Source organism: Nonomuraea sp. NPDC050394 (assembly GCF_044459065.1).
In the GTDB taxonomy this organism is placed as follows: Bacteria; Actinomycetota; Actinomycetes; order Streptosporangiales; family Streptosporangiaceae; genus Nonomuraea.
Map to the genome: position 1 here is coordinate 235,165 of NZ_JBITIO010000002.1, position 12,939 is coordinate 248,103.

Consider the following 12,939-nt stretch of genomic DNA (forward strand, 5'->3'; position numbering starts at 1 on the left):
GGGACCGGGGACCGGGGACCGGGGACCGGGGACCGGGGACCGGGGACCGGGGACCGGGGACCGGGGACCGGGGAGGCCCGAGCGGCCAAGGGGCCGGGGAGCGGTCGAGGAGGGGAAGGCGTGCCGGAGGACTCGGGGCGGGGCCGGGAAAGGGCGTGAGGTGGGTGGGCAGGGTTCCGGAAAGGGGCTGCCCACCCACGGGTGGGTCAGCGGCGGGTCAGGCGGAGGACGTTGGCGATGATTTTGGCGCCGGCGTCCCCCTCTGCCGTGAGGATGGACTCCGGGTGGAACTGGACGCCGTAGCGCCGGTTCGCCGGGTCCTCGATGGCCATGACGTTGCCGTCGGGGGTCAGGGCGGTCGGGGTGAAGGAGACCACCCCGGGGCGCTTGGCGTGCAGCGAGTGGTAGCGGGCGGCCGTGAACGTCTCGGGCAGGCCCTCCAGCAGCGCGCTCTCGCCCAGGCGCGAGACCTGCCCGCGCTTGCCGTGCTCCGGGTAGCCGAGCAGCTCAAGCGTCCCGCCGGCGTGCTCGACCATGGCCTGCAGGCCCAGGCACACGCCGAAGACCGGCAGGTTCCTGGTGTACAGCTCATCGATGAGCGCGGACATCCCGAAGTCGGTGGGCCACCCCGGCCCGGGAGACAGGACGACGAGGTCGGGGGCGATCGTGTCGATCATCTCGGCGGGGAAGCCGTGCCGCAGCGTGGTGACCTCTGCGCCCTGCTGGCGGAAGTAGTCGGCGAGGGTGTTGACGAAGGAGTCCTCGTGGTCGACGAGCAGCACCTTCATGCCGAGCCCCGGCTGTTCGGGGACGGCGGGCACGGGGACGGACGCGGGCTGGTTGACCGCGTCCAGGGCGCCGAGCAGCGCGCTGGCCTTGAGTTCGGTCTCGCGCTCCTCCGACTCGGGGTCGGAGTCGAACAGCAGCGTGGCTCCGGCGCGCACGGTGGCCACGCCGTGCTTGATCTGGGCGGTACGCAGGGTGAGCCCGGTGTTCATGGACCCGTCGAAGCCGATGAAGCCGATGGCCCCGCCGTACCATCTGCGCGTGGTGGCCTCGTGGTCCTCGATGAACTGCATCGCCCAGGTCTTGGGGGCGCCGGTGACGGTGACGGCCCACATGTGGGTGAGGAAGGCGTCGAGGGCGTCGAACTCGGGGCGCAGGCGGCCCTCGATGTGGTCGACGGTGTGGATCAGGCGGGAGTAGAGCTCGATCTGGCGGCGGCCGATGACCTTGACGGTGCCGGGCACGCAGATGCGCGACTTGTCGTTGCGGTCGACGTCGGTGCACATGGTCAGCTCGCTCTCCTCCTTGACGGAGGACAGCAGGGTGCGGATGGCCTCGGCGTCCTCGACGGGGTTGGAGCCGCGGGCGATGGTGCCGGAGATGGGGCAGGTCTCCACGCGGTCGCCGCTGACGCGCACGTACATCTCGGGTGAGGCGCCGACGAGGTGCTCGCCCTCGCCGAGGCTGATGATGAACTCGTACGGGGCGGGGTTGGACCGGTGAAGGGTGCGGTAGAAGGCGGGCGGGTCGGTGCAGACGGAGTGGAAGACCTGGCCGGGCACGACCTCGAACAGGTCGCCGCGCTTGAACTTCTCCTTGGCCGCGGCCACGACCTTGGCGTAGGAGCCCTTCTCGGGGTTGGGCGGGACCTGGCCGGGGACCACCTGCGGCACCGAGGCGCCGGTGCGCTCCATGCCGCGGGTGGAGACGCCGTCGACGGTGAACTCGTAGCGGTGCTCGACGCTGGTCTCGCGCTGGCGGTCGATCACCACGAGCCGGTCGGGCAGGTGCAGCACCAGGTCGCGCTGGTCGTCGGGGCGGGTCAGCTCGTGCCGGATCGGCTCGAACTGGAAGGCCAGGTCGTAGCCGAAGGCGCCGTACAGGCCGAGGTGGGCGTCGTCGCCGGCGAAGGCGGCGATGACCTCGCGGATGGCGGTGAAGACGGTGGGGCGGCGGCTGCGCATCTCCTCGGGCAGCAGTTCGTCGCTCTCGGCGACGTGCACCTCGACGCGGTCGGCGGTGGGCTGGGCCACCGGCTTGCCCGCGGCCAGCAGGCACGTCGCCAGCACGGGCAGCACGACCTTGCCGCGCTCGTTCAGCGCCGTCGCGGTGATGCGCCGCCCTCTGGCGACGAGCTCGACGCACGGGTCGACATAGCCGAAGGCCCACCGGCTGTAGCGGCCCGGGTAGTCCATGCCCGAGGAGAACGCGCCGCCGCGCCGTTCTCCGAGCGCGCTCACGATCTCTTCGAGCGCCTCCTCGGCGACCTCACGTGTCTCCCGCTCGACATGGACGCCACCGGCGGTGGTATATCCGCTCGTCTCCATTGCCTGCCCCTTGCTAACCCAATGAGCCCCGGAGGCGAGACAACAAAGGCCGCCTTCCGGGGCGGCCGTCGTTGAGGAATGCGAAGTACGCGCCGCCTAGAAGGGGCGCCACCACTGGCTCTGCAAGCCGATTCGCATGCAGGGATGCTAACACGCCCGGCATGGGGCGTGACCATGGCGCGCCCCCTGACACGGGAGCGGTTCGCGTAAGGGCGGGTTAGGGGCTCGCACGTGGTGACAAGCCCGAGTCAAGCACCTAACTTCAGCGAGTATGGAGCGCGCCTTCGCCTGGCGGCCCGTCACCGCGATCGCTCTCGGCACGGCCGCGATCCTGGTGGCTTTAAGCGGGGCCTACGACTATCACCGCGACGAGCTGTACTTCCGCATGCTCGCCGAGCATCCGGCCTGGGGCTACGTCGACCAACCTCCGCTCACCCCGATGCTGGCGCGTGCCGCCATCGGGGTGTTCGGCGACACGCTGACCGCCATCCGCATCCCCGCCGCCGTATGCGCGGCGGTGCTGCTGGTGCTGGTGGCACTCATCGTCCGCGAGCTCGGCGGTGGCCGGTTCGCGCAGATCCTGGCCAGCCTGGGGGTGGCGACCGCGGGATTCGTCCTGATCGTCGGCCACTCGCTGCTGACGCTCAGCGTCGACCTGCCGCTGTGGGCGGCGGCCATCCTGTTCATCCTCAAGGTGCTGCTGCGCGGCGAGCCGCGCTGGTGGCTGGCCGCCGGAGCGGTGATCGGGGTGGCGACCTACAACAAGCATCTGATCGCGCTGCTGGTCATCGGCCTGGCCGCCGGACTGCTGGCGGTGGGGCCGCGCCGGGTGCTGCTCAGCCCGTGGTTGTGGGCGGGGGCGCTGATCGCGATGCTGCTGGCGGTACCGAATCTCGTCTATCAGGTCACGAACGGCTGGCCGCAGCTGAAGATGGCGGCGGCGCTGAGCGCCGACAAGGGCGCGGAGATGCGGGCGTTGTTCCTTCCGATGCAGGTGCTGCTGCTCGGCCCGGCGGCCGCGGTGGTGTCGGCGTTCGGGTTCGTGCGGCTGTGGCGCGAGCGGCGGGTGCGGGCGCTGGCGGTGGCCTATCCGGTGACCGGGCTGCTGACGGTGCTGTCCGGCGGCCGTCCCGACTACATCACGGGGCTGATGGTGCTGCTGTTCGCGGCGGGCTGCGTGGGCCTGGAGGCCGCGCGCCCGCGCCGGCGGGTGGCGGGCACGGCGGCGCTGGCGGTGGTGGCGGCGGGCAACCTGTTCATCGCGCTGCCGATCCTGCCCGCGAAGGAGGTGGCGCGGACGGTGATCCCGGAGGCCAACCAGGTGGTCCGCGAGTCGCTGGGCTGGCCGAGCTTCGCCACGCAGCTACGGTCGGTGTTCGACAAGCTGTCGCCGGAGGACCGCTCGCGGGTGATCCTCCTGATGGGCAACTACGGCAACGCGGGCGCGGCCGACCGCGCGGGCCTGCCGCGCGTCTACAGCGCGCACAACCAGTTGTTCGAGTACGGCCCGCCGCCCGAGACCGGCACCGTGGTCATCGCGGTCGACGTGATCAGGTGGGCCATGAACAGGCAGTTCACGACGTGCGACGAGGCCGGCGAGATCGACAACGGCCTCGACCTGGACAACGAGATCCAGGGCATGGTGATCTTCGTCTGCAGGGGACTGAAGATTCCGTGGCGCGACGGCTGGCGCAACTTCCAGCATTACTCGTAGAAAACCCGAATTACCACTTTGACTCTTGCCAACTCGACCGTGTCGAATCACGCTCTGCACATGGTTGCCAAGATCGCCTGGCGAGCGGCTCTCACGGGGGCCGCAGCCGCCCTGTGCCTCCTGCTCCCCCAGTCCGTGGCCCTGGCCGCACCCCAACCCGACAAGATCGACAAGTCCGTGCTGGACGACCTGAAGGCCGATGACAAGGCGACCTTCTGGGTCAAGATGAAGGGCGAGGCCAACTTATCCGCGGCCCGCCGGGCCACCTCCAAGGACGCGAAGGCCGCCGAGGTCTTCAAGACCAAGAAGGGGCACGCCGCGTCCTCCCAGGCGGAGCTGCGCAAACTGCTGACCACGCAGAACGCCGACTTCGCCCCCTACTGGATCGTCAACGCCGTCCGCGTCACCGGCGCGGGCGCCAAGCTCGCCACCGCGATCGCGGACCTGGCGGAGGTCGAGAGCATCCTCCCGGTACGCACGTTCGCGGTGCCGAAGCCGGACCAGGGCAGAGCGGAGGCCAGGGCCAAGGCCGCCGTCGAGTGGAACATCGACCGGGTCAACGCGCCCCGCGTGTGGAGCGAGCTCGGCAGCAAGGGCGAGGGCATCGTCGTCGGCCACATCGACACCGGCGCCGACTTCACCCACCCGGAGATCGCCGCGCAGTACCGGGGCCGGGGCCCCGACGGCTCCTACGACCACAACTACAACTGGTTCGACCCGGCGGGCGTGTGCCCGAGCGCGGCGCCGTGCGACAACAACGACCACGGCACCCACGTGACGGGCACCATGGTCGGCGCCAACGGCATCGGCGTGGCGCCGGCCGCGCGCTGGGTCGCCGCCAAGGGCTGCGAGACCGACACCTGCACCGACGAGTCGCTGATCAGGTCCGGCCAGTGGATGGCCGCACCGACCGACCTCAACGGTGAGAACGAGCGGCCCGACCTGGCGCCCGACATCGTCAACAACTCCTGGGGCGGAGCGGGCTTCGACCCCTGGTACAAGACGATCGTGGAGTCGTGGATCGCCGCCGGCATCTTCCCCGCCTTCGCCAACGGCAACGCCGGCCCGGCCTGCACCACCAGCAGTTCCCCCGGCCAGTACGTGATCAGCTACAGTGTCGGCGGCCTCGACATCAACAACGTCCTGTACGCCCGCTCCAGCAAGGGCGCCGGCGAGAACGGCGAGATCAAGCCGAACATCGCCGCCCCCGCGGTGAACGTGCGCTCCTCGGTGCCCGGCGGCGGATACGCGGCCTTCACCGGCACGTCGATGGCCACGCCGCACGTGGCCGCGACGGTGGCGCTGCTGTGGTCGGCGGCGCCGAGCCTGCAGGGCAACGTGGACGCCACGCGGCCGCTGCTCGACAGCACGGCGATCGACGTCAACGACACCAGTTGCGGCGGCACGCCCACCGACAACAACGTCTGGGGCGAGGGCAGGCTCGACTCCTTCGCCGCCGTCCAGTCGGCGCCCCGCGACGGGCTCGGCGACCTCAGGGGCACCGTCACCGCCGGTGGCGCTCCGGTCGCCCACGCCGAGGTCAGCCTGACCGGGCCGCTGAGCCGTACGGTCTTCACCGGCGCCGACGGCACCTACGCGGTGCCGCGCCTGCTGCCAGGCGACTACCAGGTGAGCGCGGCCAGGTTCGGCTACACCTCCGGCACCGCGAACGCCACCGTGGCGGCCGGGCAGACGGCCACCGCGGACGTCACGATGACGCGGAAGGACAGCGGCACGGTCTCCGGCCTGGTCTCGATCGCGGGCGCGCCCGAGCCCGGCGCGACCCTCGCCGTGGCCGGTACGCCGGTCCAGGCGGTCACCGGCGCCGACGGCCGCTACCGGTTCACGATCCCGCACGGCACCTACGACGTGACCGTCACGCCGCGCTCGCGCTGCGCGACGGCCTCGACGACCGTCCAGGTGACGGTGGCGGGGGACGTGGTCAAGGACGTCGACCTGCCGCTGCGGGGCGACGGGTTCGGCTACACCTGTGAGAGCAAGGCCCTGCCGTACGTGGAAGGGACCGAGAAGCTGGCACTGACCGGCGACGACGAGGCGCAGCAGGTGACGCTGCCGTTCACCTTCCCGTTCTACGGCGCCGCGCAGACGAAGGCGTGGATCACCACGAACGGCTACGCCTCCTTCGCCGCCGAGAAGGTCACCACCGGCTCGAACGGCACGCTGCCGACCACGGGCACGCCGAACAACGCGGTCTACGCCTACTTCGACGACCTCGTGGCCGACGCGGAGTCGGGCATCTACACCGCGACGCAGGGCAGCGCGCCCAACCGCGTCTACGTGGTGGAGTGGCGCAACGTGAAGTTCTACTCCGACGCCACGATGCGGATCTCGGTCTCGATGCTCCTGGGTGAGAACGGCACCGTGTCCTACCGCTACAAGGACGTCGAGGGCGCCCGCGAGCAGGGCAACAGCGCCACGATCGGCGTGGAGAACGGGCCCGGCACCGACGCGCTGCTGTACTCGTTCAACACGGCCGCGGTCTCCACCGGACAGGCGGTGACGGTCGCGGCCACCCGCCACGGGCTGGTCACGGGCACGGTCACCGACGCCAACGACGGCAAGGCGATCGCCGGCGCGACCGTGAAGGTGGGCCAGGCGGCGACCTTCACCACGGGCGCGGACGGCACGTTCTACGGCCAGGTGCCGGCCGGCGACCACAAGGTGGAGGTCTCCCGGGAGCACTACGGCACGTTCTCCCAGGACGTCACGGTCGCTCCGCTGGCGTTCACCCGGGTGGACACGGCGCTGATCACCGGCGCGGTCAGCGCCTCGGTCGGCGAGCTGGCCGTGGTCATGCCCACGGGCGTCAGCCGCAGCCGCTCGTTCGAGCTGACCAACCTCGGCGCGCCCGCCGACTACACCGTCACCAGCGACGCCGCCTGGCTCACCGCCGCGCCGACCTCCGGCCGCCTCGCCAAGGGCGAGAAGGCCGCGGTGAAGGTCACGGTCAGCAGCCAGGGCGTACAGCCGGGCACGGTTCAGGCGGGCAAGCTCACGGTGAAGTCCAACAGCGGCCGCCAGCCGATCCTGGAGATCACGGTGAACGTCGTGGTGCCCAAGCACCAGGTGGCGCTCGACACCGGCGCCTCCAGGCAGGTCGTCGACGCCCAGGGCGACGTGTGGACCGCCGACCGCAAGTACACCCAGGGCGGCCATGGCTGGGTGGCCAACCAGAACCGCACCGCCGACACCCGCAGGACCATCGCGGGCACCACGGAGCAGACCCTGTTCCGCACCGCCCGCGAGAACCTGCTGGAGTACCGCTTCGACAACGTGCCGAACGGCACCTACACCGTCGAACTGGGCTTCGCCGAGATCACCTCGAAGCGTCCCGGCTCCCGGGTCTTCGACGTGATCGTCGAGGGCCAGCTCGCCGTGCCCGCGCTGGACCTGGCCCTGGAGGTGGGCACCTACACGGCGGCGAACCGCTCGTACACCGTGAAGGTCACCGACGGCCAGCTGAACGTGCGCTTCGCCCGGCGTGACGGCCAGCCGATCGTCAACGCCGTGCGCGTCTCCGAGCGGCCGGACAAGAACTAGCCGGGCCGTACCGGCGTCAGCCCCGGCCGCTTGGGGCTGACGCCGTCGCCGGAGGAGCGGCCGTGCAGGCGGCGGTTGATCCACGGTGCGAGGAACTGCCTGGCCCAGCGCAGGTCCTCGCGCCGGGCGTCCGTCCAGACGGGCGGGCGCCGCGGCGGGTACGGCTCGCGCCAGTTCTGCCCGACCGGCACCCCGAGCACCTCGGCGGCGGCCAGCGCCACGCGGCGGTGACCGTCGCCGTTGAGGTGGAGCCGGTCGGAGTCCCAGGCGCGCGGGTCGCGCAGCACGGCCATGGGCCACAGGTCGACCAGGTGGGCGTCGTAGCGCCGGGCGATGTCGTGGATGTGCAGGTTGTAGACCTCGATCTTGCTGTGCGCCAGCCGCATGACGGGCACGTGCCGCAGGTCGAAGCCGGTGAAGAGCATCACCTTGGCCCCGGCCTCGGTGAGTGTGCGCACCCCTTGTTCCAGCCGCCTGGCGACGATCGCGGGCCCGCTGCCGGGCCGCAGGATGTCGTTGCCGCCCGCGCAGAGCGAGACCAGGTCGGCGCCCATGGCGACCGCCCGCGGCACCTGCTCGCTCACGATCTCGTCGATGATCCGGCCGCGCACCGCGAGGTTGGCGTAGCGCAGGCCGGGCCGGTCGGCCTCGATGTGCTCGGCGAGCCGGTCGGCCCAGCCGCGGAAGCCCGTGGCGGCCGGGTCTTCGAGTCCCTCTGTGAAGCTGTCCCCTAGGGCGACGTATGAAGAAATTCGTCCCATGACGGGATAGTTTGCCGCGAATGTCATGCCCTACGCGACCGTAGGTCAATCCGGCGGGCGTCCCCGGACGAAGAAGGAGGCAAAGTCCCCACGAGAAGGAGCACCTCTCATGCGCAAGACACTGGCCCTCGCCGCCGTCGTGGCGGCCGCGGGCGCCGGCCTGGCCGCGCCCGCGCTCGCCGACGCCTCCCCCCGGCGCGACGGCGTGACCCCGCGCGTCGCCGGGCTGACGACCGATGGCAGGCTGGTCGCCTTCCGCGCCGACCGTCCCGGCTCCGTCACGGACATCGGCAAGGTCAACGGGCTGAAGGGCGACGCGAAGGTGGTCGGCATCGACTACCGCGTGCAGGACGGCAAGCTGTACGCCGTCGGCGACCAGGGCGGCGTCTACACGCTGTCCGGCGCGGCCAGGGCGACCAAGGTCTCCCAGCTCAGCGTCGCGCTGGACGGCAAGAACTTCGGCGTCGACTTCAACCCCGCCGCCAACCGGCTGCGCGTGATCAGCGACACCGGCCAGAACCTGCGGCACAACATCGACGATCCGATGGGCGCCCCGGCCGCCGGCACGACCGCGACCGACGGCAAGCTCACCAACCCGCCCGTGCCGCCCGCCACGACCGGCCTCACCGCCCTCGGCGTGAGCGGCGCCGCCTACACCAACAACGACCTGGACGCGACGACGGCCACGACGCTGTTCGACGTGGACACGACCGCCGACCAGATCACGGTGCAGTCGCCGGCCAACGCCGGTAACCTCGCCCCGGCCGGCAAGCTCGGCGTGGACGCCGGCTCCCCGGCCGGCTTCGACATCTACACCACGCTGCGCAAGGGCGCCGCCTCGGCCAACACCGCCTACGCGGCGCTGACGGTGAGCGGCTCCTCCCGCTTCTACGCCGTCGACCCCCTGACCGGTGCGGCCGCGCAGGTGGGAACGTTCCCGGCCCGCCGCCAGGTCGTGGACATCGCCCTGCCGCTCGACCAGGGCTGACGCCGTCCGCATCCCGCCGGCCGACCCGCCCGCGGGCGCGAATCCCCCTTGTCCCCCCGCCCGCGCGTCTGTTACCCGTTGAGGTATGCGGGGGAAATATCCAGTACGTGTCACCAGAGACCTGCCCGTCCCCATGCCCGACGGCGTCCGGCTGCTGGCCGACCACTACGTGCCCGTGGGGGCGCCGCGCGCGCCGGTCGTGCTCATCCGCTCGCCGTACGGCCGCAGGGGCGCCTTCGGCTGGATGTTCGGCCGCGGCTTCGCCCGGCAGGGCTTCCAGGTCGTCATGCAGTCCTGCCGGGGCGGTTTCGGCTCCGGCGGGCTGCTCGACCCGCTCGGCGACGAGCACGACGACGGCCTGGCCACCGTGGCCTGGATGCGCGGACAGCCCTGGTACGGCGGCAGCTTCGCCACCTTCGGCCCCTCCTACCTCGGCTACACCCAGTGGGCCATCGCCCCCTACGCCGGTCCCGACCTGCGGGCGATGGCCACGCAGATCACCGCCTCCCAGTTCCGCGACGCCGCCTACGTGGGCGGGGCGTTCGCGCTGGAGTCGGCGCTGAGCTGGACGACGCTGACCGACGCGATGTCACGCCGCTTCGGCGGCACCGCCGCGCTGACCGCGCCCCGGCTGACACGCCGCGCGGTGCTGTCCGGGCGGCCGATGGGCGAGCTGGACCTGGTCTCGGCCGGGCATCCGCTGGCCTTCTACCAGGATCTGCTCGCCCATCACGGCGATCCCGCCGCGCCATATTGGGCCAAGCGCGACTTCTCCCCCGACGTCGCCGACGTCGGCGCGGCGGTCACGATGCTCGGCGGCTGGTACGACGTGTTCCTGCCCTGGCAGATCAAGGACTATCTGACGATGCGCAGGGCCGGGCGGCGGCCGTACCTGACGATCGGGCCCTGGTACCACGTGGACATGCGCCACGGCCGGCCCTCCGTCGCCGAGGCGCTGACCTGGTTCCGCGCCCACCTGCTGGGTGACTTCTCCCGGTTGCGGGCCGATCCGGTGCGGCTGTACGTCACCGGTGCCGGCGAGTGGCGCGACTATCCGGACTGGCCGGTTCCGGGGATGCGGATGCGCCGCTGGCATCTGCGGTCCGGGTTCGGGCTGGATCCGGCCGCGCCCGGCGAGGACGGCGCCGGCCGCTTCCGCTACCACCCCGCCCATCCCACGCCCGTCATCGGCGGCCCGGTGCTGCTGGCCGACTCCCGCCCGCGCGACCAGCGCCGCCTGGAGGCCCGCCGCGACGTGCTCGTCTACACCTCCGCGCCGCTGCGCGCCGACACCGAGATGATCGGTCCCGTGGGTGCCGAGCTGTCGGTGCGCTCCAGCGCGCCCTGCACCGACGTGGTGGTGCGGGTCTGCGACGTGCACCCGTCGGGCGCGTCCATGAACATCTGCGAGGGGGTACGGCGCACGCTCGGCGGGCCGGAGGACATCCGGCGGGTCGAGGTGGACCTGTGGCCGATCGGGCACCGCTTCAGGCGCGGCCACCGGATCCGTGTCCACGTGGCGGCCGGGGCGTACCCGACGATCGCCCGCAACCCGGGCACCGGCGACCCGATCGCGGGCGGCGGGCCCATGCTGCCGGCCGACGTGGAGGTCCTCCACTCCCCCGCCCATCCCTCGGCCGTTCTCCTGCCCGAAGTGAGCGGCCCTTAGAGTCGGATCGTGCGCGCGTCCCGGTTGATGTCGGTGATCCTGCTGCTGCAAGGGCGGGGCGGGATGACGGCCGCCGAGCTGGCCGAAGAGCTGGAGGTCTCCGAGCGGACCGTCCACCGCGACGTGCTGGCGCTGGCCGAGGCGGGCGTCCCGGTCTACGCCGACCGGGGGCGGCGCGGCGGCTACCGGCTGCTGGAGGGCTACCGCACCCGGCTGACCGGGCTCGACCGCGCCGAGGCGGAGGCCCTGTTCCTGTCGGGCGTGCCGGGGGCGCTGCGCGAGATGGGCCTGCAGGACGTGGCGGCCACCGCCCGGCTGAAGGCGGCGGCCGCGCTGTCACCCGGGCTGCGGGACGCGCCCTCGACGGCGGCGCAGCGTTTCCACCTGGACGCGCCGGGCTGGTTCGCCGGTGAGGAGCCGCCGCCGGCCGCGCTGGCGCCGCTGGCCAGGGCGGTGTGGAGCGATCGGGTGGTCGGGCTGGCCTACAAGGGCAGGCAGCGCACGGTGCGTCCGTACGGGCTGGTGCTCAAGGCGGGTGTCTGGTACCTGGTGGCGCACGCGGGGGACTTCCTGACCTTCCGCGTGGACCGGGTGGAGGCGGTCGTGGCCCGGCAGGAGGGTTTCTCCCGCGATCCGGGGTTCGACCTGGCGGCGTACTGGCGGCGGCAGTCGGCCCGCTTCGCCCGATCCCTGCTGCGCGCCACCGTCACGCTGCGGCTCAGCCCGTCCGGGGTGCGCATGCTCCGGCACATCGCCGACCCGGCCGCGCTGGAGGACGCGCTCGCCTCGCTGGGCGAGGACGGGACGGTCGAGCTGGCCGTGGAGTCGATGGTGGTCGCGTACACGCAGGTGCTGCGCTTCGGGCCGGAGGCGGAGGTGCTGGCGCCGCCGGAGCTGCGCGAGATGGTGCGCGAGGCCGTCCTGCGGACGGCCCGCCTGTACACCCCCGGCGCCTAGCGGTACTCGGACGCGTCGGCCTTCTTGCCGCCGTCCTCCACCTCGTCGATGTAGCGCCACACGTCCGGCCGGCTGCCGTCGAGGTCGGTGAAGCCGTAGACCTGGGCCAGGCTGCCGCTGTCGAGCGACTGACCGGTCCAGCGCATCTTGTCCGGGTCCTGGGCCAGGGCCGCCACGGCCCGCCCGGCGAAGGCCGGCGTCTCCGACACCGCCCAGGTGGCGTTCTTCGGGATGTAGTCGCGCCAGGTCTCCTCGGTCACGCCGAAGTTCTCCAGCATCGCCTCCGAGCGCAGGAACCCGGGCGTGAGCGCCACGGCGGCGCAGCCGTGCTCGCGCAGGTCGTGCGAGAGCGCGTACGCCAGCCGTACGACCGCGGTCTTGGCCTGGTCGTAGAAGAGCGAGAGCCGGTAGTGGCCGTCGTTGTACTTCTTGGTCCCGTCGGTCACCTCGACGACCAGGCCGCCGGGCTTCCTGGACAGCAGCGGCAGCGCGTAGTGGCTGGTGATGATGTGGGTGTCGATCGCCAGCCGGAGCAGGCGCAGCCCGTTGTCCAGGTTGTGCTCCCAGACCGGGACGTTCCACTCGGTGAGCCGGTCGCCGCCCCACACGTCGTTGACCAGGACGTCGAGCTGTCCGTGGTCGCGTTCGATCCGCTCCACCAGCGCCTTGACCTGCTCCTGGTCGAGGTGGTCGACGCGGACCGGGATGCCGGTGCCGCCGGCGGCGGTGACGAGCGCGGCGGTCTCCTCGATGGTCTCCGGCCGGTTCATCTCCGAACGCTGCGATCCGCCGGAGCGGCCGGTGCAGTAGACGGTGTACCCGGCGGCGCCGAGCTGGACGGCGATGCCCCGGCCCGTGCCTCGTGTGGCCCCTGCCACCAGTGCGATGTTCATGACGACCACTCTCAGCCAAAAAGAGGACACCCCATGTCATGTTTTCTCAAGGATTCTCGCGTG

Annotated in this window: 8 protein-coding genes; 5 read left to right on the forward strand and 3 right to left on the reverse strand. The window is 71.8% G+C overall.

The genetic code is table 11. The features are described 5' to 3' along the window. Nucleotides 1-206: 206 nt before the first annotated feature. On the reverse strand, nt 207-2,333 hold the full coding sequence (locus ACIBKY_RS09320; RefSeq protein WP_397095791.1) for an anthranilate synthase component I: 2,127 nt from the start codon (nt 2,331-2,333) through the stop codon (nt 207-209). 271 nt (nt 2,334-2,604) lie between these two features. On the opposite strand from ACIBKY_RS09320, the gene ACIBKY_RS09325 reads away from it, so the two are divergent. Together ACIBKY_RS09325 and ACIBKY_RS09330 are read left to right on the forward strand one after the other, a co-directional pair. Continuing rightward, nucleotides 2,605-4,047 carry a glycosyltransferase family 39 protein gene (locus ACIBKY_RS09325; RefSeq protein ID WP_397095793.1) on the forward strand — a complete coding sequence of 481 codons (1,443 nt, stop codon included), beginning with the start codon at nt 2,605-2,607 and terminating at the stop codon, nt 4,045-4,047. 60 nt (nt 4,048-4,107) lie between these two features. Continuing rightward, a complete protein-coding gene (locus ACIBKY_RS09330) occupies nt 4,108-7,608 on the forward strand; it encodes a S8 family serine peptidase (RefSeq protein ID WP_397095794.1) in 3,501 nt (1,166 codons plus the stop codon). Here ACIBKY_RS09330 and ACIBKY_RS09335 read toward each other — a convergent pair. Further along, entirely contained in the window at nt 7,605-8,369 is a 765-nt protein-coding gene (locus ACIBKY_RS09335) for an SGNH/GDSL hydrolase family protein (RefSeq protein WP_397095796.1), read from the reverse strand. The genes ACIBKY_RS09330 and ACIBKY_RS09335 overlap by 4 nt on opposite strands. 109 nt (nt 8,370-8,478) lie before the next feature. Between ACIBKY_RS09335 and ACIBKY_RS09340 the strand changes: the two genes are divergently transcribed. From ACIBKY_RS09340 to ACIBKY_RS09350, 3 genes are all read left to right on the forward strand, one after another. Further along, on the forward strand, nt 8,479-9,357 hold the full coding sequence (locus ACIBKY_RS09340; RefSeq protein ID WP_397095797.1) for a DUF4394 domain-containing protein: 879 nt from the start codon (nt 8,479-8,481) through the stop codon (nt 9,355-9,357). A gap of 133 nt (nt 9,358-9,490) precedes the next feature. Continuing rightward, nucleotides 9,491-11,026: a CocE/NonD family hydrolase gene (locus ACIBKY_RS09345; RefSeq protein ID WP_397095798.1), complete on the forward strand. Its 1,536-nt coding sequence runs from the start codon at nt 9,491-9,493 to the stop codon at nt 11,024-11,026. A 9-nt stretch (nt 11,027-11,035) separates the two neighbouring features. Continuing rightward, nucleotides 11,036-11,983 carry a helix-turn-helix transcriptional regulator gene (locus tag ACIBKY_RS09350; protein ID WP_397095800.1) on the forward strand — a complete coding sequence of 316 codons (948 nt, stop codon included), beginning with the start codon at nt 11,036-11,038 and terminating at the stop codon, nt 11,981-11,983. On the opposite strand, the gene ACIBKY_RS09355 is transcribed toward ACIBKY_RS09350, so the two are convergent. Next, nucleotides 11,980-12,876 (reverse strand): SDR family oxidoreductase, encoded by an 897-nt coding sequence (locus ACIBKY_RS09355; protein ID WP_397095801.1) that lies wholly within the window; start codon nt 12,874-12,876, stop codon nt 11,980-11,982. The genes ACIBKY_RS09350 and ACIBKY_RS09355 overlap by 4 nt on opposite strands. Nucleotides 12,877-12,939 lie beyond the last annotated feature (63 nt).